The 20,739-nt window shown below is 45.9% G+C and carries 23 protein-coding genes; 20 read left to right on the forward strand and 3 right to left on the reverse strand.

The annotated features are described in order from the left end of the window. Positions 1-7: 7 nt before the first annotated feature. From recF to dnaA, 3 genes are all read right to left on the reverse strand, one after another. Positions 8-1,102 (reverse strand): DNA replication/repair protein RecF, encoded by a 1,095-nt coding sequence (recF, locus tag ACLR2L_RS05565; protein ID WP_413366414.1) that lies wholly within the window; start codon positions 1,100-1,102, stop codon positions 8-10. A gap of 118 nt (positions 1,103-1,220) precedes the next feature. Further along, a complete protein-coding gene (dnaN, locus tag ACLR2L_RS05570; RefSeq protein ID WP_140957980.1) occupies positions 1,221-2,324 on the reverse strand; it encodes a DNA polymerase III subunit beta in 1,104 nt (367 codons plus the stop codon). Positions 2,325-2,357: 33 nt separating this feature from the next. After that, complete coding sequence (gene dnaA / locus ACLR2L_RS05575; protein WP_413366417.1) at positions 2,358-3,830, reverse strand: chromosomal replication initiator protein DnaA; 1,473 nt, start codon at positions 3,828-3,830, stop codon at positions 2,358-2,360. Between the two features lie 558 nt (positions 3,831-4,388). On the opposite strand from dnaA, the gene rpmH reads away from it, so the two are divergent. The 20 genes from rpmH to ACLR2L_RS05675 all read left to right on the forward strand — a co-directional run. Continuing rightward, the gene (gene rpmH / locus ACLR2L_RS05580) at positions 4,389-4,523 is read left to right on the forward strand and encodes a 50S ribosomal protein L34 (RefSeq protein ID WP_413366419.1); all 135 of its coding nucleotides are present in this window, start codon (positions 4,389-4,391) and stop codon (positions 4,521-4,523) included. Between the two features lie 15 nt (positions 4,524-4,538). Next, a complete protein-coding gene (rnpA, locus tag ACLR2L_RS05585) occupies positions 4,539-4,898 on the forward strand; it encodes a ribonuclease P protein component (protein WP_140957978.1) in 360 nt (119 codons plus the stop codon). Beyond that, positions 4,883-5,131: a membrane protein insertion efficiency factor YidD gene (gene yidD / locus ACLR2L_RS05590; protein ID WP_217653449.1), complete on the forward strand. Its 249-nt coding sequence runs from the start codon at positions 4,883-4,885 to the stop codon at positions 5,129-5,131. The genes rnpA and yidD overlap by 16 nt, the downstream gene beginning before the upstream one ends. A 10-nt stretch (positions 5,132-5,141) precedes the next feature. After that, complete coding sequence (yidC, locus tag ACLR2L_RS05595) at positions 5,142-6,806, forward strand: membrane protein insertase YidC (protein ID WP_413366421.1); 1,665 nt, start codon at positions 5,142-5,144, stop codon at positions 6,804-6,806. A 95-nt stretch (positions 6,807-6,901) separates the two neighbouring features. After that, positions 6,902-7,384: a YajQ family cyclic di-GMP-binding protein gene (locus tag ACLR2L_RS05600; RefSeq protein WP_140957973.1), complete on the forward strand. Its 483-nt coding sequence runs from the start codon at positions 6,902-6,904 to the stop codon at positions 7,382-7,384. 6 nt (positions 7,385-7,390) lie between these two features. Next, complete coding sequence (gene mnmE / locus ACLR2L_RS05605; RefSeq protein WP_413366424.1) at positions 7,391-8,773, forward strand: tRNA uridine-5-carboxymethylaminomethyl(34) synthesis GTPase MnmE; 1,383 nt, start codon at positions 7,391-7,393, stop codon at positions 8,771-8,773. Between the two features lie 93 nt (positions 8,774-8,866). Then, positions 8,867-9,307 carry an FMN-binding protein MioC gene (mioC, locus tag ACLR2L_RS05610; RefSeq protein ID WP_413366426.1) on the forward strand — a complete coding sequence of 147 codons (441 nt, stop codon included), beginning with the start codon at positions 8,867-8,869 and terminating at the stop codon, positions 9,305-9,307. Continuing rightward, on the forward strand, positions 9,307-9,966 hold the full coding sequence (locus ACLR2L_RS05615) for a DnaT-like ssDNA-binding domain-containing protein (protein ID WP_413366428.1): 660 nt from the start codon (positions 9,307-9,309) through the stop codon (positions 9,964-9,966). The genes mioC and ACLR2L_RS05615 overlap by 1 nt, the downstream gene beginning before the upstream one ends. Positions 9,967-9,971: 5 nt before the next feature. Then, positions 9,972-10,790 (forward strand): ATP-binding protein, encoded by an 819-nt coding sequence (locus ACLR2L_RS05620; RefSeq protein WP_413366430.1) that lies wholly within the window; start codon positions 9,972-9,974, stop codon positions 10,788-10,790. A gap of 1,062 nt (positions 10,791-11,852) precedes the next feature. Then, positions 11,853-13,754 carry a tRNA uridine-5-carboxymethylaminomethyl(34) synthesis enzyme MnmG gene (gene mnmG, locus ACLR2L_RS05625; RefSeq protein ID WP_140957968.1) on the forward strand — a complete coding sequence of 634 codons (1,902 nt, stop codon included), beginning with the start codon at positions 11,853-11,855 and terminating at the stop codon, positions 13,752-13,754. Beyond that, on the forward strand, positions 13,755-14,393 hold the full coding sequence (gene rsmG, locus ACLR2L_RS05630; RefSeq protein ID WP_140957966.1) for a 16S rRNA (guanine(527)-N(7))-methyltransferase RsmG: 639 nt from the start codon (positions 13,755-13,757) through the stop codon (positions 14,391-14,393). 12 nt (positions 14,394-14,405) lie between these two features. Then, on the forward strand, positions 14,406-15,200 hold the full coding sequence (locus ACLR2L_RS05635; protein ID WP_413366432.1) for a ParA family protein: 795 nt from the start codon (positions 14,406-14,408) through the stop codon (positions 15,198-15,200). A 29-nt stretch (positions 15,201-15,229) separates the two neighbouring features. Next, positions 15,230-16,102 carry a ParB/RepB/Spo0J family partition protein gene (locus tag ACLR2L_RS05640; protein WP_413366434.1) on the forward strand — a complete coding sequence of 291 codons (873 nt, stop codon included), beginning with the start codon at positions 15,230-15,232 and terminating at the stop codon, positions 16,100-16,102. 179 nt (positions 16,103-16,281) lie between these two features. After that, the gene (locus tag ACLR2L_RS05645) at positions 16,282-16,671 is read left to right on the forward strand and encodes an ATP synthase subunit I (RefSeq protein WP_413366436.1); all 390 of its coding nucleotides are present in this window, start codon (positions 16,282-16,284) and stop codon (positions 16,669-16,671) included. A 111-nt stretch (positions 16,672-16,782) separates the two neighbouring features. Continuing rightward, positions 16,783-17,583 (forward strand): F0F1 ATP synthase subunit A, encoded by an 801-nt coding sequence (atpB, locus tag ACLR2L_RS05650; protein WP_140957957.1) that lies wholly within the window; start codon positions 16,783-16,785, stop codon positions 17,581-17,583. A 56-nt stretch (positions 17,584-17,639) separates the two neighbouring features. Continuing rightward, on the forward strand, positions 17,640-17,888 hold the full coding sequence (atpE, locus tag ACLR2L_RS05655; RefSeq protein ID WP_073318383.1) for a F0F1 ATP synthase subunit C: 249 nt from the start codon (positions 17,640-17,642) through the stop codon (positions 17,886-17,888). A gap of 41 nt (positions 17,889-17,929) precedes the next feature. Then, on the forward strand, positions 17,930-18,400 hold the full coding sequence (gene atpF, locus ACLR2L_RS05660; RefSeq protein WP_413366439.1) for a F0F1 ATP synthase subunit B: 471 nt from the start codon (positions 17,930-17,932) through the stop codon (positions 18,398-18,400). Positions 18,401-18,415: 15 nt separating this feature from the next. Then, a complete protein-coding gene (gene atpH / locus ACLR2L_RS05665) occupies positions 18,416-18,949 on the forward strand; it encodes a F0F1 ATP synthase subunit delta (RefSeq protein WP_140957955.1) in 534 nt (177 codons plus the stop codon). 13 nt (positions 18,950-18,962) lie between these two features. After that, on the forward strand, positions 18,963-20,504 hold the full coding sequence (gene atpA, locus ACLR2L_RS05670; RefSeq protein WP_140957954.1) for a F0F1 ATP synthase subunit alpha: 1,542 nt from the start codon (positions 18,963-18,965) through the stop codon (positions 20,502-20,504). A 56-nt stretch (positions 20,505-20,560) separates the two neighbouring features. Continuing rightward, positions 20,561-20,739: F0F1 ATP synthase subunit gamma (locus ACLR2L_RS05675; RefSeq protein ID WP_413366445.1), on the forward strand; the 179-nt coding region annotated here is incomplete at its 3' end.

Raw genomic sequence — 20,739 nt, forward strand, 5'->3', positions numbered from 1 at the left:
TTAGTTCTTACTCCTCGCTCACGCTACCATGTTCCACGTGAAACATTTTTTTGTCTTTATATTTATGTACAAATTCAAGTTGCTCTTGCTCAATGGCGGTAACAAATACTTGCGTCCCGGTGTCGATTAAGCCATCAATGAATCTTTCTCTTTTGTCTGCATCGAGCTCTGCGCCTATATCATCCAGTAAGAAAATACCGTGGCGTTGAGTCTCTAGCGTAAACAGTTTTGTTTGCGATAACTGCAGCGCGGCTACAGCCATTCTCAATTGCCCTCGAGACAATAATTCCTGCGCCTGCACACTATTTACTTTAAACCTCAGGTCAGCCTTATGCGGGCCAACTGAGGTATGTCCAATTTTCAGGTCGTAAGCCATTTTGTTTTCAAGACTATCACTTAAAGACCTGTCTTTTTCCCACCCCTTATAATACGAAATTTCTACGGAAAACTCAGGTAGAAATTGCTCACAAGTTGCGTTAAATAGCGGAATTAATCGTTCTACATAAGAATTTCTGAGTGAATCTATACGTTCCCCCAGTATATTGAGTTGTTGATCCCAATAAGCCATCTGTTCACGTTCTTGCCGTTGCACAATTCCAGCCTTAAGCAACGCGTTTCTATTTTTAAGCACTTTTGCATATTGCTTCATTAGCCCTGCATAAGATTGTTCCACGTGAAACAATCCCCAATCACAAAAGCGACGACGTTCTGAAGGCGAGCCAATAACGAGATCGGTACTTTGAGGCGTGAATAACTGAACAGGTACAAGACTTACCAAATCGCTAAGGCGATTTGAATGCTCTCCATTAATACTGCATTGAAACTGGTCGGATAAACTTCGGGATAATCCAATTTTCGATACTTCGTCAACCTCGTTGCGGCACTGCGCAAAAATAGTGAAGGCATCCGATTCACGCTGAATTACAGACTGATGTTTGTTCGTTCTAAAAGAGCGACCAAAACCCAGATAGTGAATGGATTCCAGTAAAGAGGACTTCCCACTCCCATTCTTTCCAATGATAATACTCAACGAAGGTGAAGGATTAAGCAACGCAGAATTGAAATTACGAAATGTAGTTAATGATAGTGAGGTTAAAATCACATTCCTCTCCAACTACTACACGTTCGCGCAGAACGAAAAATGCCCAGGGATACTGAATAAATCATTTCAAATCACATGGGCATTTTAATACAAATAAAATCGACTTAAACGCAGCAAACTACAGACGCATCGGCATGATAACATAAAGAGCGGCTTCATTCTCGGCGTCTTCTATAAGCGCACTGGAATTAGCATCGGTCAGATTAATCTTCACGTTGTTCGACACAAGCGAATTCAATACATCAATCAAATAAGCAACGTTAAAACCAATCTCCAGAGAATCGCCCTGATAATCAATATCTACAATCTCTTCGGCTTCTTCCTGCTCTGGGTTATTTGCCGTGATTTTTAATTCACCCGGAGAAATATTTAATCGAACGCCGCGGAACTTCTCGTTCGATAAAATAGCAGCCCTGGAGAAAGCGTCTTTGAGCACATCTTTTCTGGCCAGAATGATCTTATCACCGTCTTTGGGTAATACGCGGCGATAATCAGGAAAGCGACCATCTACTAACTTACTGGTGAAAATAAAATCAGAAGAGAATAAACGAATGTGATTTGCACCAATCTGAATCTTTAACAACTTATCGTCGTCTTCAATCAAACGGGAAATCTCTAATACACCCTTACGGGGAATAATAACCTGACGAGCAGACAAGGTTGCAGCCGTGTATTCCATACGACATAAAGCCAATCGATGACCATCGGTAGCCACAGTGCGAACCAAATGCTCTTCGGTTTCCAATGACATACCATTCAGGTAATAACGTACATCCTGTTGTGCCATCGAAAACTGAACACTGTCGATGAGGCGCTTCAAATTAGCGCCGGACACTTCAAATTCCAACTCACCTTCCCAATCTTCAAGATTAGGATAATCACTGGCAGACAAGGTAGACAGTGTATATCTGCCGCGGCCAGCGCGAAGCAACGCCTTGTTGCCATCCAATGAGAAGTTGATTTCGCTACCTTCCGACAATCCACGGCAAATATCGAATAACTTTTTAGCCGGAACAGTAATTTCGCCTTCAGCAAAATCACCTTCTAATTTAACACTAGAGATAAGTTCAACCTCTAGATCCGTGCCGGTTAACCATAGTGCGCCTTCACTTACCTTAATGAGCACGTTAGACAAAATTGGCAAAGTGTGGCGTCTTTCAACAGCACCAGAAACAAGTTGTAATGGTTGTAAGAAATTTTCCCGGCTGATGGTAAAGTTCATCGAATTCTTATCTCGCCTTTGTTTGTGATAGATTTAAGAAGACAGTGTTCTGATTAAGTTTTTATAGTCTTCTTTTATATCATGACTTTCTTCTTTTAGCTGCTCTATTTTGCGGCAAGCGTGGAGCACCGTTGTATGGTCTCTGCCACCAAACAAGTTACCCAATTCGGGTAAACTGTGATTGGTTAACTCTTTCGCTAATGCCATGGCAACCTGCCTAGGCCGAGCAACACTGCGACTGCGTCGTTTAGACAGGATATCAGATACTTTGATTTTATAATAATCAGCAACCGTTTTCTGAATATTATCCACCGTAACCAGCTTTTCCTGCAGCGCTAACAAATCGCGCAATGCTTCACGAACAAAATCGATAGTGATTGGTCGCCCGGTGAAATTCGCGTTTGCGATAACCCTGTTTAGTGCCCCTTCCAGTTCGCGAACGTTGGAACGTAATCGTTTGGCTATAAAAAACGCCACTTCATTAGGTAGCTGGATATTATTTTCTGCCGCTTTGCGCATCAAAATGGCAACACGCGTTTCTAGTTCCGGTGGTTCTATGGCAATGGTTAATCCCCAGCCAAAACGCGATTTTAGTCTGTCCTCTACCCCATCAATTTCCTTTGGATAGCGGTCTGACGTCAGTATGATTTGCTGGTTACCTTCTAATAGTGCATTAAAGGTATGGAAAAACTCTTCCTGAGAACGCTCTTTATTAGCAAAGAACTGAATATCATCGATGAGTAGCGCATCAACAGAACGATAAAAGCGTTTAAAATCTTCGATGGCATTGTTTTGTAGCGCTTTAACCATGTCCTGTACGAAACGCTCGGAATGCATGTATACGATCTTTGCATCTGTTCGATTAGCCATAATCCCATTGCCAACAGCATGCAATAAGTGAGTCTTACCTAAACCGGTACCGCCGTAAATAAACAATGGATTATAGGAACCACCCGGATTATTCGCTACCTGACTCGCTGCTGCTCGGGCTAGCTGGTTACTTTTACCCTCAACAAAGTTATCAAACTGATAATTGGGGTTGATATTACTCTTGTGACTCAAGCCTTCCGGAATAGGTACAACAGTCGCTGTCGATGCCGGTTTTACCGGTGCAGGCTTTGGTTGAATAGTCTGAGCAGACACAACAGGTGCTACTACTACGTCTCTACGAACAGAATGAGTAGTGGAATTTACCGCAGAAAAATTGTGCGCGGACGGCGGAGAAACGGGCACCGCAGGCGCACTGGCAATGCTATGCGAAGCCGGCCGACGCTGAACAACTTCAAAACGAAGTTGTGGCGCATCTGTGCCTGCAAATTCTATAAATAACTGATTGATTTTATCGCGATACTTTTCGCGAACCCAATCAAGAATAAACCGATTCGGAGCATACAAGGTTACAGCAGCGTGATCCTGTTCAGATGTAAGTGGTCTTATCCACATCACAAATTGCTGAGTCGGCAGTTCCTGGCGCAATCGCTCCAGACACTGGTTCCATAAAGACATATTATTATTATGCTCCGTTATAGCTGAGGGCTTTTATTTATTGGTTTTCAGAGTTTCTTTATATATTTGGCAACGCAAGCAAAGTAATGCAATGTGCGATCTACTTTGTTGGCAAAATTGCGCTGTGTGCGCACAGCCTGTGGATTATCTTACTTATTCGATCCAAAGTAAATCAGGATCGTAAATTTTATTCCAACAACACAACATATCTATTTGTAAAATATAGTAAAACTTAAAATAAAATTCCGGATCACAATAATCCGATCCACGATCCTGTATAGGCGATCAGTATTGGATCATTTTAAGATCCATGCCAATTACAATAAAAAAACTTGTAATTCTGTGGATAATTTAACTTGACTATATAGTTATTCACAGGTAGCGATCCAAACTAAACAACCACTGCGCAAAATAAACCGTTTATTTAACTAATTAAGCAGTGGTTACCATTGACACAAGCCCTTTAGATCTCTAGAATTCAGCGTCCTTTTGCAGTGCGATGTGTTTTTATCGTGATGCAAATAAGTTTGTTTAACCACGATTAGTGAGACTTTGGTCATGAAAAGAACATTTCAACCGAGCAACCTAAAGCGTAAACGCTCTCACGGTTTCCGTGCACGTATGGCGACTAAAAGTGGTCGTAAAGTACTTGCAGCCCGCCGTGCTAAGGGTCGTGCTCGCCTTTCTGCTTAATGGTATTTACCAAAAGTGGGCGAAAACCAGTTTTCCAGGGAGTTAAGGCTACTTGCTCCCTCCCACTTTAAATTCGTCTTCGACAACGCTACTCCCGCAGTTTCTCCTACTTTTACCGTTCTAGGTAGAGTTAATCAGCTTAATCATCCTCGTATTGGCATTACATTAGCCAAAAAGCGTATTCGCAAAGCAAATCAGCGAAACAGAATAAAACGCCTTATTCGAGAAAGTTTTCGTCATCGTGCACAACAGCTCCCCAATATTGATATAGTGGTGGTTGGCAAAACCGGTGCAGACAACTTAACCAATGATGAAATCTATGCGGTACTGGACAAGTTATGGAACAAGCTCGCAAAGCGCTGCAGTTCGCATTAATTGCGATTCCACTACTTATCATTTATTTCTACCGGTGGTTTATTTCCCCACTGTTAGGACAGCGATGTCGATTTCATCCCAGTTGCTCGGTGTATGCCTTAGGCGCATTAAAAACACACGGATTGTTAATTGGCGGTTGGTTATCTATCAAACGCATATTAAAATGCCACCCTTTGCACCCTGGTGGGTACGACCCAGTACCCCACAACGAACATAACAAACACTCAAAATAAAGAGCCCAGTATGGAATCGCAACGAAGTATTCTCATTATTGCACTCGCGTTTGTCAGTTTTTTACTCTGGCAACAATGGAACGACGACTACGGTCCTAAGCCCATTGAACCGATTGCACAAGACACCACGCCCGCAGCAGCAGGCGTTCCTTCAGCAGCCTCATCAATACCTGCAGCAGGTAATGAAGATGTGCCGCTGGCGCTCAGCGAGGATGTACCTTCGGTGCAAGCTGAAGCAAGTGCTTCTCAAAGCACCATTACCGTGTCTACCGACACACTCGATGTCACTATTAATTTGGTAGGCGGCGATGTTGTAGAAGCAGATTTGCTGAAGTTCCCGGTTACTCAGGGTTCAAGTGAACCCTACAGCCTGCTTCGTCCGTCAAAAGATTTGTACGTTGCGCAAAGTGGATTGGTTGGACGCGATGGACCAGATGGCAATGCATCAGGCCGACCGTTATATCAGGCTCAGGCGTCACATTACAGTCTGGAAGGCGATTCACTTGCCGTCCCTTTAACCTGGTCAAGCAGCAGCGGCATCAGCATCACAAAAACCTTTACGTTTTATCGTGATCGCAATGACGTAACGGTTGAATACACCATTACAAACAATTCGGGTCAAACTGCGCAATTCGAACAATATGCCCAGCTTAAACAAACTACCGCAGAGCAAAAAGGCGGCAATATGTTTATGCCAACCTACCGCGGTGCGGCATATTCAACCCAGGATGACCGCTATAACAAATACGCCTTCGACGATATTGAAGATGAAGCGTTGCGCCAAACCACAGTAGGTGGTTGGGTAGGTATGCTGGAGCACTACTTTGTTTCTGCATGGGTTCCGCCTCAGGACGAAACCAATACCTTGTACAGTCGTATGGTGAATGGTCAGTACGCCATTATTGGATACAAAGGTGAATCTGCCAGTGTGGAATCAGGTCAGGTACTAACGTTAAGCAGTATTTTGTATATGGGTCCAAAAGATCAGGATTCCCTTGCAGAATTGGCGCGTGGGCTGGACCTAACCGTAGATTACGGCCCACTTTGGATGATTTCAAAGTACCTGTTTAAGTTGCTTCAGGTATTACATGAACTGGTTGGTAACTGGGGTGTTGCGATTATCCTGATCACCATTATTGTGAAAGGTGCCATGTACTGGCTCACCAAGAAACAATATGAGTCTATGGCAAAGATGCGTAACCTCGCGCCGAAAATGCAGCAGTTGAAAGACCGCTTTGGCGATGATCGTCAAAAAATGTCTCAGGCTATGATGGAGCTATACCGCAAAGAAAAAGTCAACCCGATGGGTGGCTGCTTCCCTCTGCTATTACAAATGCCTATTTTCCTGGCATTGTACTGGGTTCTGCTGGAAAGCGTGGAATTACGCCATGCAGGCTTTATTCTGTGGATCACTGACTTGTCGGTAATGGACCCCTACTTCGTATTGCCTGTATTAACTGGCGCAAGTATGTGGATGCTGCAAAAACTACAACCCACCACCATGACCGACCCGATGCAGCAGAAAATCATGCAATGGATGCCAGTAATGATGAGTATTTTCTTCATCTGGTTCCCGGCCGGTTTGGTACTGTACTGGTTGATCAGTAACGTGATTACCCTGGTACAAGCGAAAATGATCTATGCTTCAATGGAAAAGCGCGGTATCAGCAAATAATTACCAGCGCGCCATAATTTACGGTATCTGATTGAATATCAGTTACAATTAACAAGCCCGCCATTGCGGGCTTTGTTTACTATAAGGAATCTCCTATGCCATCGTTTGATATTGTGTCCGAAATCAATATGGAAGAAATAAGAAACGCCACTGAAAACGCCAATCGCGAATTATCAACGCGCTTTGATTTTCGGGGCATTGAGGCAGAATTCGAGTATAAAGACAAACAGGTTACCATGCATGCTCAGGCAGAATTTCAGCTACAGCAAATGGAATCCATGTTCCGAAATGCTTGTTCAAAACGCGGTGTGGATACCAGCGTAATAGACTGTAAACCATTTACCCAAACAGGTAAAAACTGCCGCCAAATCATTACCTTTAAAGAAGGCATTGAGCAACAGGTAGCCAAGCAAATTGTTAAACTAATCAAAGACGCTAAAGTAAAAGTACAAACAGCAATTCAAGGCGACCAACTACGGGTAACCGGTAAAAAACGCGACGATCTACAGGAAGCCATTGCCCTGGTAAAAGGTGCGAATCTGGGACAACCATTTCAGTTTAATAACTTCCGCGACTAATCAATTATGCAAATATCCCACACCGACACAATTGTTGCCCAGGCTACGCCGCCAGGCCGTGGCGGCGTGGGTATAATTCGCGTTTCCGGTCCCAAGGCCCTCGACGTAGCCAGGGCGTTGTTACATGTGGAATTAACCCCTCGGGTTGCCACTTATACGGGATTCTACGATGCCAGTAACGACGTAATAGATCAGGGTATAGCTCTGTATTTTAAAGCGCCAAACTCTTTTACTGGCGAAGATGTAGTAGAGTTTCAGGGGCACGGTGGTCCAGTGATCATGGACATGCTGCTGGAAGCCATTTTACAGGTAAAAAACATTAGACTGGCCAGGCCGGGTGAGTTCAGTGAACAGGCCTTCCTGAATGACAAGCTTGACTTAGCTCAGGCCGAAGCGATTGCTGATTTAATTGACGCCAGTTCCAAACAAGCTGCTCGGAGTGCCGTTCGTTCGTTACAAGGTGACTTTTCAAAACACATTCACGCACTGTCTGAAGCCATTATACACCTGAGAATGTACGTTGAAGCGGCGATAGATTTCCCCGACGAAGAAATCGATTTTCTGTCTGACGGCAAAGTAAGCCAGGATCTCACTCACATTATTAACGATGTGAATACTATCCGCGAGCAGGCCAAGCAAGGCACGCTGCTGCGAGAAGGCATGCAAGTTGTGATTGCAGGTCGTCCAAACGCTGGTAAATCCAGTCTGCTAAATGCGCTGGCTGGCAAAGAAAGCGCCATTGTTACCGACATTGCAGGTACTACCCGTGACGTTTTAAAAGAGCACATCAATGTGAATGGCATGCCATTGCATGTGATCGATACCGCAGGTTTGCGCGACAGCCCGGACAAGGTTGAGCAAATCGGTATCGCACGCGCGTGGGAGGCCATCAACAATGCCGATCGTGTACTGTTTGTTGTAGACAGTACTACGTCATCGGAGATTGACCCTTACCAAATTTGGCCTGAATTTATGCAGCGCCTGCCACAGGGTATGCCTGTTACCGTGGTCCGCAATAAAGCTGATATTTCCGGCGACAGTGTCACCTTACAACAGGCAGATACCCCACACGGTTCATTTAGTGTTATTTCGCTGTCGGCCAATACCGGGCAAGGCGTAGAATTACTGCGCGATCATTTGTCGCAAAGTATGGGCCTGGATACCACTACCGAAGGACAGTTTATTGCCCGCCGCCGACATATCGATGCAATAGATAAAACTCTCGAGCATTTGCAAACCGGTGAACAACAGCTGCTCGATAACCTGGCCGGCGAGTTGCTAGCAGAAGAATTGCGCCTGGCTCACCAGCACTTAAGTGAAATTACCGGAGAATTCAGCTCCGACGACCTGCTCGGCCGCATATTCTCGTCGTTTTGTATCGGTAAATAATCGCTCATTCGCAATGCCCGCTAAACAAAATAGCGGGCTATTGGTATACTCCCGCCTTAATTTAAGACGACAAACTTGTTCATCAGGAGCGTTATGGATCGTCATTTTACCCTGCTGGTTGGTTCCGTACTGGGTGCCAGTGAATATGTTGCTGATGCAATTGCCAATGCAATTCGTGAGCGCGGTAACAAAGTCAATGTGTTACTTGAACCCGATATCAATGATATCGACGAAGATTCTACCTGGATTATCTGCACATCAACTCACGGCGCAGGTGATTTACCAGAAAATATTCAACCCTTTGCCAAACAACTTGAAGGTGAAGATCTGTCAGACGTGGAAGCCTTTATCATTGGCCTGGGCGACAGCAGTTACGATACGTTTTGTTACGGTGCCATGACGATGGAAAAGCTGCTCAAGAAAGGCAGCGCAAAAGTGATGGCTGAACCGTTACTGATCGATGTATTGCACCACCCTATTCCCGAAGATAAAGCCGTAGAATGGTTTGAACCCATTTTGGATACCCTCGACTGATGTACACCCAGGCTGAGATCAATGCACTTACTTCGCCGCTGTCGAATGACGCGCGTGTTCTGTATTGTCTTGGCTTGCGTCCAAGTGTAAACACGCACACCCTGGTGTGCGCCCCACTCCAGTATAAGTCTCTACTGTCACTGGTTAATGGCAATGCAGAGAGCGGCCCCTACACGCGAGGCCGCGACATCAATCAACTGATCGAGCAACTGCTTCACGCCGGTCTGGTAACTTTGCCAGAATCAGTATCGTTGGAATCATCACTCAATGGTGAACGCATTTTACTTCCTTTGGTTCAGGAACATCCTGAATACGCTGCGCTGCATCAGCACAGACAGGCTATGCATCCGAACTGGCAACCCCACGTTACCGTATTCAATGAACTCGCTGGCTTGATTGGATTAATTGATACTCATTTCGAGCAGGAAGATACGGGCGAATTCGTAGCTTACTGGCTGGGCAGACCCGAAACTGTACTCAGCACTTATCAGTGGACTCAAAAGTTCGTTCATGCGCTCAAAACCCGTCGCACTGCCAAAGGCTACCAGGCAGTGAAAAAAGTGGGTAATCAGATTGTGAAAGTTGAGGCAGGCATTGAAGCCGACGATAATGCGCGTAAACTGGTAGCCAAATATGCCAATAAATCTAACAACCGTTGATCACTATGGATTCATTTAAAGACCGATTAAATTCACTCGCCAAAGCACTGGGTAAGCCCGTGCCCAATGAATCTGAATACATTGATTACAAAACCCTGCGCAAAGATTACGAAGCCAAAGCCAATCAGGAAATTGCGCAACTGCAGCAACAGAGTAAGCGCCAGCGCATAGAAGCACTGCATGGCAGGTCGGATTTAAATCCGCGCTGGACCTTTAACAATCTGATTGAAGACAGTGATGATGTAATTGAAGCGGTGAGTATTGCACAATCGTTTATTGCCGCCCACGAAGACCGGGCCTGGCGCGAAGCCGGATCTCACATGATGATATTTTACGGTGATTACGGTCGCGGAAAATCTCATATAGCCGGCGCTATTGCCCATCAGTTGATCGAACAGTTTGAAATCACCGTGCTGTATCGCCAGCTATCCAGTTTACTGGAAATGCGTTATGCGGCCTATGATTTTGGAGCACAGGACAATATTGGTCAGAAATTCCGTGAAGCTAATCAGGAACTACTCGACGTAGAGATGCTCATTCTTGACGAGGTCTGTGTTAACGAAACGGTATTAAAGAAAAACGCACAAAGCTGGCTGGGCAATCTGCTAAGACAACGTCTGGTAAACAAGAAGAACTGCATCCTGATCACCAACCATTCGTTGGGCGATTTAGAGCACGCATTGGGCCGCTATTGCTTCGAATCGATCAAAGAGTACGATACCTATAAGGTAAAGTTTTCAGGCCCAAGCCGTCGACAGGGTTTAACGTTGGAAGAAGACGAATTAAGTACAAAACAGCAATACCAGCCAAACCAGGTACGCTAATTCCAAATAGCCCATAGAAGCAATTTCTGTGGGCTGTATCACCCATCATCTCTGTTATATGGCCCAGTTAAAAATCACCTCATTTGACGAAATCTGCCCTAAATCTTTGTAGAAGCAAACATTAGTAACCACTTCACCTTCTGCTCACCCGCAAAACAGCTCGACGTTAAATAACAGAGAATTGTGGTTATTCATTACATAATTAAACAACCGCAGATTTTTACTCAATTTATCTTTTCTCATTGGCTCGATACCGAGAAACTTGCCGTAGCAGGCTTCTATTTACCTGATATTGTTTGACTGAGTCACCAGGTTCTTTTCACCTTCCAGTGGAGAACCTTTCATTAAAGCAGCAAAACAGTACGCAAAAATTCGACTGTCAATCAAAACGCAGACATTGTATACCGGTTCGACATGATCGGATTAAGACGTTTTCCGTGAAATGTTCACATCATTTTAAGTGAGAAAAGTCGTTGGTATAAAAATAAAGGGCAAATGTTTTGCGATTTTGGTGTGGTAAAGATTATTTCACTCTCCTTTTTACAACGGATCCATTACGCAGATCTGAATAACTCTTTTCCACACTCAGATCGCGCTGTATACCGCGTAAATCCGTTATTGTTACGATCCGATCACGGATCTACTCAACAACTTATCCCCAGCTAGATCAGAGGTAGATCACTGCTGTGTATAACCTCTGCAGACTAGCTGTGTAAAAGCTTTGATCTCATTTTTGATAAGATCCGAGAGGATTCTCAATGTGGATAAAACAGCCCCTTATACACAGGATCACACTATACTTGTGATCGGGGTAATTCAGATCTTATTGATCGCGTAAGATCATGTAATAACATAGGAAAACACGGTTATACACAGATCTGGGCTTGCTATATAAATATAAATATAAAAGATCTATACAGATCCTTTTTAATATATTGCCGATCGCCGTATTGCATATCGCCGGTAAAATGAAGAAAATTTAACCGTTTTCTTTATGCATTATCTCAGCTAAAATACGCGCCCTTTTTTCCCACGCTATGTTACGTAATTAGTGAGGTTACAATGTTTTATCAGCAAGATTATGATGTCATTGTTGTTGGTGGTGGTCATGCAGGCACTGAAGCCGCACTGGCAGCTGCACGCATGGGCGTTAATACCTTATTGCTTACACATAACGTAGAAACCATCGGCCAGATGTCGTGTAACCCTGCAATTGGCGGGATCGGTAAAGGCCATTTGGTTAAAGAGATCGACGCATTAGGTGGGGCAATGGCCCTGGCGATCGATCAAGGTGGGATCCAATTTCGCACACTAAACTCCAGTAAAGGCCCGGCAGTACGCGCTACCCGCGCTCAGGCTGACCGCACCTTATATCGTCAGGCGATCCGCAAAATGGTGGAGAACCAGCCAAATCTGACGCTGTTTCAACAAAGTTGCGATGATCTGATCGTAGAAAACGATCGCGTATGCGGCGTGGTTACGCAAATGGGTTTGAAATTCCGGGCTAAAACCGTTGTGTTAACGGTTGGTACGTTCCTGGGCGGAACAATTCATATCGGCTTGCAAAATTACAAAGGCGGTCGCGCCGGTGATCCGCCGTCCATTGCGCTTGCTGAACGTTTACGTGCATTGCCATTTCGTGTCGATCGCTTAAAAACCGGTACACCAGCGAGACTCGATATCCGTTCACTGGACTTCAGTGTAATGCAACCACAGCCGGGTGATGACCCTGCGCCGGTGTTTTCGTTCATGGGCAACCGCGACATGCATCCTCGCCAGATCCCGTGTTACATCACCCATACCAATGAACAAACGCATGAGATCATTCGCGGCGGTTTAGATCGCTCGCCCATGTATACCGGGGTGATTGAAGGCATTGGACCACGCTATTGTCCAAGTATCGAAGATAAAATTAATCGTTTCGCTGATAAATCTTCGCACCAGATATTTGTTGAACCAGAAGGTCTCAACAGTGTTGAGGTATATCCCAATGGTATTTCAACCAGCTTACCTTTCGATGTGCAAATGGCATTGGTTCGTTCGATCAAAGGATTTGAAAACGCGCATATCATTCGTCCGGGCTACGCCATTGAATATGATTTCTTTGATCCGCGTGACCTTAAGCAAACTCTGGAAACCAAGTACATCCAGGGGTTGTTTTTCGCTGGTCAAATCAATGGCACTACCGGCTACGAAGAAGCAGGTGCGCAAGGCTTAATTGCTGGTGCCAACGCCGCGCTGCAGGTACAGAACAAAGATCCAATGATCTTGCGTCGCGATCAGGCTTACATGGGCGTACTGATTGACGATCTGGCCACTATGGGAACCAAAGAACCCTACCGCATGTTTACCAGTCGTGCTGAATACCGCTTGTTACTGCGCGAAGATAACGCTGATATGCGTTTAACCGCCATAGGCCGCGAAGCCGGCTTGGTGGATGATGCGCGATGGGCTGCGTTTAATGCCAAGGTGGAAGCAGTTGAGCAGGAACAGCAACGTTTACGAGGCCAGTGGATTCATCCTGAACATGCTGCAGTGCCAGCGTTAAACGCGTTATTGAAAACACCGGTTAGCCGAGAATATTCGCTGGAAGAATTAATTCGCCGTCCAGAAATGACATATAGCGAACTGATGAATATCGAAGGTATTGGTCCTGGACTGGATGATCCCATTGCCGCTGAGCAGGTGGAGATTCAAATTAAGTATGCCGGGTATATTGCCCGTCAGCACGATGAAATTGCGAAAACTCAGCGTCACGAAAATACCTTACTGCCTGCGGATTTTGACTACAGCAAGATCTCCGGCTTGTCTAACGAGGTTGTGGCCAAGCTGAGTGATGCCCGTCCTGAAACCATTGGTAAAGCGGCACGTATTTCAGGGATCACACCTGCGGCCATCTCGTTGTTGCTGGTATACCTGAAAAAGCACGGTTTGTTACGTAAACACGAAAAGCAGTCGGCATAAATGAGTATTGATCAACACGCACTACAGCAGATCCTGTCTGATGGTTTATCAGCAATGGATCTCACGTTAAACAACGAACAACAGCAACAACTGGTTGATTATGTTTCGCGAATCCACAAGTGGAACAAAGCGTTTAATTTAACGTCAGTGCGCGATCCTGAACAAATGATGGTTAAACACATTCTGGACTCGCTGGCAGTAGCACCGCATATCGACGGCAACAATTTGATTGATGTTGGTACCGGCCCAGGTTTACCGGGGATCCCGCTGGCAATCGTGTATCCCGATAAGCATTTTACCTTACTGGATAGTTTGGGGAAGCGGGTGCGCTTTATGAAGCAATGTGCGTTTGAGATGAAGTTAACTAATATCACGCCAATTCAAAGCCGGGTAGAAGACCACATTCCACAGCAATACTACGATGCAGTGCTGAGCCGGGCGTTTGCCTCGCTAAAAGATATGTTGCACTGGTGTCAGCATCTGGTAGATTCAGAAGGTAAGTTTCTGGCGTTAAAAGGCCAGTATCCGGCAGACGAAATTGCAGAGCTGGGCGAACATTTTGCAGTAACACGCTCTGTAAAGCTTACCGTTCCTGGTCTGGAGGGTGAGCGTCACCTGCTAACCGTGCAAAAATCATAACTGGAATTAACCGTGGCTAAAGTCATTGCGATTGCAAATCAAAAAGGTGGTGTGGGTAAAACCACCACAGCGGTGAACGTATCGGCGTCAATGGCAGCAACCAAGCGCAAGGTACTGTTAGTCGATCTGGATCCCCAGGGCAATGCCACAATGGGGAGCGGAGTTGATAAATACGAAGTGGACGCCACCAGTTACGAGTTGTTAATCGAAGATAAACCCATCGAAGAAGTGATTGTTAAGGGAACCACCGGTAAGTACGATCTGATCGCTGCCAATGGTGATGTTACCGCAGCCGAAATCAAGCTGATGGAACAGTTCGCGCGTGAAGTGCGTCTTCGCAATGCGCTGGCGTCGGTGCGGGATTACTATGACTTTATCTTTATTGACTGCCCGCCATCGCTGAACCTGCTAACGGTAAATGCGCTGGCTGCAGCCGATTCTATTTTGGTTCCCATGCAGTGCGAGTATTATGCCCTGGAAGGGTTAACCGCCTTGATGGACACCATTCAAAAGCTGGCTTCTGTAGTAAATCCAGCCCTGAAGATAGAAGGCGTGCTCAGAACCATGTATGATCCGCGCAACCGCCTGGCCAATGATGTATCAGAGCAGTTAAAACGTCATTTTGGTGAGCAGGTATATCGAACAGTTATTCCGCGAAACGTTCGATTGGCAGAAGCACCGTCATTTGGTGCACCAGCAATGTACTACGACAAATCGTCTACCGGTGCAAAAGCCTACCTGGCACTTGCTGGTGAAATACTGAGGCGTCGGGATAAAAGCAGCGAAATGCCTGCCAAGGCCAGTTAGTAAACACACACTCAGGCATTGAGGAAATTATGTCAGCAAAAAGAAGAGGACTCGGACGAGGCCTGGACGCATTACTTGCAACCAGTCAGTCAGCATCCCGCCAGGACGAAGAAGCCGGCAACGCGCAAAAAAGCGAACTGCGTAAAATCCCTATTGAATTTTTACAGCGTGGTAAATACCAGCCGCGTAAAGACATGTCGCCTGAAGCCCTCGAAGAACTTGCTTCGTCTATACGTTCACAAGGAGTTATCCAGCCCATTGTGGTTCGTACTATCGGTGATAACCGCTACGAAATTATTGCCGGTGAACGTCGTTGGCGTGCAGCGCAAATCGCCCAGCTCGACGTAGTGCCCTGTTTAATTAAAGACGTTCCTGATGAAGCTGCCGTTGCCATTGCGTTGATTGAAAACATACAGCGCGAAGATTTAAACGCGATGGAAGAAGCCCAGGCGCTTGAGCGTTTAATGAATGAATTTGAATTAACTCACGCTGAAGTTGCCGACGCAGTAGGTAAATCCCGAACCACTATTACCAACTTGTTACGGTTAAACAACCTTAACGAAGATGTAAAACTGTTAGTTGAGCACGGCGATATTGAGATGGGTCATGCCCGTGCGTTACTTGCACTGGATGGCGAAGCCCAATCTGAAGCTGCACAGGTCGTTTCAGGAAAGGGATTAACCGTACGCGATACCGAAAAACTGGTACGCAAATTACTCGAACCCGCCCCAATCAAGCCGGAAAAGAAAGTGGATCCGGATGTACAAAGTTTAATAGTGGAACTTTCTGAAAAAATGGGCGCTCAAGTGTCAATTGATCACAATGCCAAAGGAAAAGGGAAGTTAACCATTAATTTTAACGACCTTGACCAACTCGACGGCATACTTTCGCGCATTAAGTAATCAAACACCGGTATCGTTAGCCTTGCATCTAAGACAATAGTCTTAGATGCCCTCGACTATATTTCTGATATTGGGCTGGTAAATTTTCAGAATAACCTTCAGAATGCCTTTTACAGTTGAATTTAATCGCCAAAACAGTATACTTCTGACGCTTTTTATTCAGTGATGGCGAGCGGGTTTTGCAAGCAGCTAAAGGTATCGGTACTAAAGGTCAACATTTGGCACTCAAAGTACTACTCTTGCAGAGTTGCGCGGGTGTGGTTGCCTCTGGCATTGTTGCCATCCTGATGAGCCTGGACAGCGGCCTCGATGCGCTGGTAGGCGTGGTAGCGAACATAGTACCGGCTGGCATATTTGCCTTTTTTGCATTCAGATTCGCCGGTGCATCCAAGAACGACTTGGTCGTGCGGAGTTTTCGCAAAGGAATAGCACTTAAGTTGTTGTTCACTTTTTTAATATTTACATGGGTATTTAAGCACACAAATGTGCAGGTGTTACCTTTGTTTATCGGCTACATTGTGACGTTAGTCGCGCAATGGCCCGGAATGATTTATTTACATCGCGCGTAAGCAAACAATAAATAATTAATTACAACGCGATGATTGCCTGACCAACTCAACAGACGTTTATTCGTCGGGCAGAGCACAGCATTTTTTAACTTTAGATAATTTGGGAAAAAAATGGCAGCATCTGGTGGCGAACAAACCATAAGCGGTTACATTCAACACCACTTGACCAATGCTACTGTTGGTGAGGGCTTTATGGCCGTTCACGTCGACACGCTTGCCTGGTCTGTGGGGTTAGGGATTCTCTTCCTTTATCTTTTCCGTAAAGCAGCAAAGTCTATGACAGCTGGTGTACCTGGTAAGTTCCAGGCTGCGGTTGAGATCATCGTTGAGTTTGTGGATAACACAGTAAAAGGCACTTACCACGGTAAGAGCCCACTCATCGCACCATTAGCACTTACCATCTTTGTATGGGTATTGCTGATGAACCTGATGGACTTGGTTCCGGTTGACTTCCTGCCTTGGGCAGCACAGCAGATTGGCGCAGCAATGGGCTATGATCCGCATCACGTATACATGAAAGTGGTACCTACCACCGACGTCAACATGACCTTCGCACTGTCGCTGGGCGTGTTCATTCTGATGATTTTCTACAGTATCAAAATCAAAGGTGTAGGTGGCTTCTTAAAAGAATTGTATGCCCACCCGTTCAATACGCCGTGGTTATACTGGTTTAACTTTGTGTTGGAATTGGTATCACTGTTGGCTAAGCCACTGTCGTTATCACTTCGTCTATTCGGTAACTTGTACGCAGGTGAGCTAATCTTCATCCTGATTGCAGGCACGATGGGTCTGTGGCAGCTACCTCTGCACTTTATCTGGGCGGCATTCCACTTACTGGTTATTCCTTTGCAGGCGTTCATTTTCATGATGTTGACCATCGTGTATCTGAGCTTGGCCAGCGAAGAACATTAATTTTTGATTGACTAACTTTTTAATATTTAACTTCCAAACTTAAAGGTGAAAAAACTATGGAAATTTTAGGTAATCTGTACATTGCAGTTGGTATCCTGATCGGCCTGTGTGCACTTGGTCCTGCGATCGGTTTCGGTCTGTTAGGTGGTAAATTCCTGGAGTCGGCTGCCCGTCAACCAGAATTAGCACCAACACTGCAGGTAAAAATGTTCATCGTAGCAGGTCTGATCGATGCGATCGCGATGATCGGTGTTGCTATTGCCCTGTTCCTACTGTTCGTTGAAAGCGCAAAGTTTGCTGTATAAGCACCGACTAACTTTTATCAACGAATAGAGGGGGAGCGGTTGTGAACATCAACCTTACTCTAATTGGCGAATTAATTGCTTTCATCGTTTTCGTGTGGTTCTGTATGGCGAAAGTCTGGCCACCGATCATGGCAGCAATTGAAGAGCGTCAGAAGAAAATAGCCGATGGGCTGGAAGCTTCTGAGCGCGCCGAAAAAGATTTAGAGCTTGCTCAGGCGAAAGCCACCGAGCAGCTGAAAGAAGCGAAAGTACAAGCAGCGGAAATTATCGAGCAGGCCAAAAAGCGCGCCAATCAACTTGTTGATGAGGAAACGCAACGTGGTCATGCTGAGCGCGAGAAAATTATCACGCAAGGTTATGCCGAAATCGAAGCTGAGCGCAATCGTGCCAAAGAGGAACTGCGTAAGCAGGTAGCAGCTCTGGCTGTTGCTGGTGCACAGCAGATCCTTCAACGTGAAATCGACGCCAGCGCGCAAAGCGACATTGTTGAAAAACTTGTCGCCGAGCTTTGAGATAGGAGATGAGCCATGTCTGAATTGACAACCGTAGCTCGTCCTTATGCTAAAGCGGCGTTTGATTTTGCAGTTGAGCATAACGCCATTGCACAATGGCAGGACATGCTGGGCTTTGCCGCAGCGGTAGCGAGCAACGAGACAGTAAGCCAACTGTCTGGTGGTTCAATGGCCGCTGACAAGCTGGCAGAACTGTACATTAATGTTTGTGGCGATTCGCTCGACACACATGGTCAGAACCTGATTAAGGTTCTGGCAGAGAATAAACGTTTAACCGCCCTGCCAGAGATTTCTGTGCTGTTTAATTTGCTTAAAGCAGAATACGACAAAGAAATCGAAGTGGTTGTAACCGCTGCGTCTGAACTGACCAGTACACAAACCACTAATCTGAGCGCAGCGTTGGAAAAACGTTTGGCACGTAAAGTGAAGCTTATTTGTAACGTGGACCCTGCCCTTGTTGCCGGTATGGTAATTAAAGCCGGTGACACAGTCATCGATGGTTCCGTCAAGTCTAAATTGAACCGTCTCGCAGACGCGTTGCAAGCATAACGGGGATAAGAGCATGCAACTTAATTCCACTGAAATTGCAGAACTGATCAAGAAAAGAATTGAACAGTTTGATGTAACCAGTGAAGCACGCAATGAAGGTACTATCGTCGCAGTAACCGACGGTATCATTCGCATTCACGGCCTGGCCGATGTCATGCAGGGTGAGATGATTGAGCTTCCTGGTGGTCGTTACGCGATTGCACTAAACCTTGAGCGAGACTCAGTTGGTGCAGTTGTTATGGGTCCTTACTCGGACCTGCAAGAAGGACAAAAAGTCCAGTCTACCGGCCGTATTCTTGAAGTACCGGTAGGGCGTTCGCTGTTGGGTCGTGTTGTAAACACCCTGGGTGCGCCAATTGATGGTAAAGGTGCAATCGATGCCGAAGGTTTTGAACCGGTTGAGAAAATTGCACCTGGTGTTATCGAGCGTCAATCAGTAGACCAGCCGGTACAAACTGGTTACAAGTCTGTTGACTCGATGATTCCAATCGGCCGTGGCCAGCGTGAGCTGATCATCGGTGACCGTCAGACTGGTAAAACAGCGATGGCTGTTGATGCCATCATCAACCAGAAAGGCACAGGCGTTAAGTGTGTTTACGTAGCGGTTGGTCAAAAGGCCTCTACTATTGCAAACGTAGTGCGCAAGCTGGAAGAGCACGGCGCGATGGCTCACACCATTGTTGTTGCTGCTTCTGCTTCTGAGTCTGCTGCCCTGCAATACCTGGCACCTTACTCTGGTTGCACTATGGGTGAATACTTCCGTGACCGCGGTGAAGACGCTCTGATCGTATACGATGATTTGTCTAAGCAAGCTGTTGCTTACCGTCAGATCTCATTGCTACTGAAGCGCCCACCAGGCCGTGAAGCTTACCCAGGTGACGTATTCTATTTGCACTCACGTCTGCTAGAGCGTGCTGCACGTGTAAACGAGCAGTATGTTGAGCGTTTCACCAAAGGTGAAGTGAAAGGCAAAACCGGTTCATTAACCGCGCTGCCAATCATTGAAACTCAGGCTGGTGACGTTTCTGCATTCGTACCTACCAACGTAATCTCGATTACAGACGGTCAGATCTTCTTAGAAACTGACTTGTTCAACGCAGGTATCCGTCCGGCGGTTAACGCTGGTATCTCGGTATCTCGTGTAGGTGGTGCGGCACAAACTAAAATCGTTAAGAAGCTGGGTGGCGGTATCCGTCTTGCCCTGGCTCAGTACCGTGAATTGGCGGCTTTCTCGCAGTTCGCATCTGACCTTGACGAAGCGACTCGTTCACAGCTTGAGCACGGTGAGCGCGTTACCGAACTAATGAAACAGAAACAGTACACGCCACTGTCAGTGGGTGAGACTGGTGTTTCCCTGTTCGCGGTAGAGAAAGGCTTCCTGAAAGACGTGGAACTGAACAAGATCCTGGATTTCGAAGCGGCCTTACATTCATACATGAACAGCGAATACGCTGATCTGATGAAGACTATCAACGAAACAGGTAACTACAACGCTGACATTGAGTCACAGTTGAATGACGCTTTAACTAAATTTAAAGCGACACAAACTTGGTAATCAATGGTGCTGACCGAAAGGTCAGCACATCACGTTGAGTAATCGGAGAGATAGTCATGGCCAGCGGTAAAGAGATAAAAGGTAAGATTGGGAGTATCAAGAATACTCAAAAGATTACCAGTGCGATGGAAATGGTTGCTGCGTCTAAAATGAAAAAGGCGCAGGAGCGCATGGCCTCCGGTCGTCCATATGCACAAAATATGCTTAAAGTGATTGGTCACATTGCTAACGGTAA

The sequence above is a fragment of the Alteromonas sp. AMM-1 genome (genome assembly GCF_047290655.1).
In the GTDB taxonomy this organism is placed as follows: domain Bacteria; phylum Pseudomonadota; class Gammaproteobacteria; order Enterobacterales; family Alteromonadaceae; genus Alteromonas; species Alteromonas mangrovi.

Bases quoted from the DNA above. Each gene is read 5' to 3' on its own strand.
- dnaN (WP_140957980.1), bottom strand. From the start codon at position 2,324: ATGAACTTTACCATCAGCCGGGAAAATTTCTTACAACCATTACAACTT.
- dnaA (WP_413366417.1), bottom strand. From the start codon at position 3,830: ATGTCTTTATGGAACCAGTGTCTGGAGCGATTGCGCCAGGAACTGCCG.
- rpmH (WP_413366419.1), top strand. From the start codon at position 4,389: ATGAAAAGAACATTTCAACCGAGCAACCTAAAGCGTAAACGCTCTCAC.
- yidC (WP_413366421.1), top strand. From the start codon at position 5,142: ATGGAATCGCAACGAAGTATTCTCATTATTGCACTCGCGTTTGTCAGT.
- ACLR2L_RS05600 (WP_140957973.1), top strand. From the start codon at position 6,902: ATGCCATCGTTTGATATTGTGTCCGAAATCAATATGGAAGAAATAAGA.
- mnmE (WP_413366424.1), top strand. From the start codon at position 7,391: ATGCAAATATCCCACACCGACACAATTGTTGCCCAGGCTACGCCGCCA.
- mioC (WP_413366426.1), top strand. From the start codon at position 8,867: ATGGATCGTCATTTTACCCTGCTGGTTGGTTCCGTACTGGGTGCCAGT.
- ACLR2L_RS05615 (WP_413366428.1), top strand. From the start codon at position 9,307: ATGTACACCCAGGCTGAGATCAATGCACTTACTTCGCCGCTGTCGAAT.
- ACLR2L_RS05620 (WP_413366430.1), top strand. From the start codon at position 9,972: ATGGATTCATTTAAAGACCGATTAAATTCACTCGCCAAAGCACTGGGT.
- mnmG (WP_140957968.1), top strand. From the start codon at position 11,853: ATGTTTTATCAGCAAGATTATGATGTCATTGTTGTTGGTGGTGGTCAT.
- rsmG (WP_140957966.1), top strand. From the start codon at position 13,755: ATGAGTATTGATCAACACGCACTACAGCAGATCCTGTCTGATGGTTTA.
- ACLR2L_RS05640 (WP_413366434.1), top strand. From the start codon at position 15,230: ATGTCAGCAAAAAGAAGAGGACTCGGACGAGGCCTGGACGCATTACTT.
- atpB (WP_140957957.1), top strand. From the start codon at position 16,783: ATGGCAGCATCTGGTGGCGAACAAACCATAAGCGGTTACATTCAACAC.
- atpE (WP_073318383.1), top strand. From the start codon at position 17,640: ATGGAAATTTTAGGTAATCTGTACATTGCAGTTGGTATCCTGATCGGC.
- atpH (WP_140957955.1), top strand. From the start codon at position 18,416: ATGTCTGAATTGACAACCGTAGCTCGTCCTTATGCTAAAGCGGCGTTT.
- atpA (WP_140957954.1), top strand. From the start codon at position 18,963: ATGCAACTTAATTCCACTGAAATTGCAGAACTGATCAAGAAAAGAATT.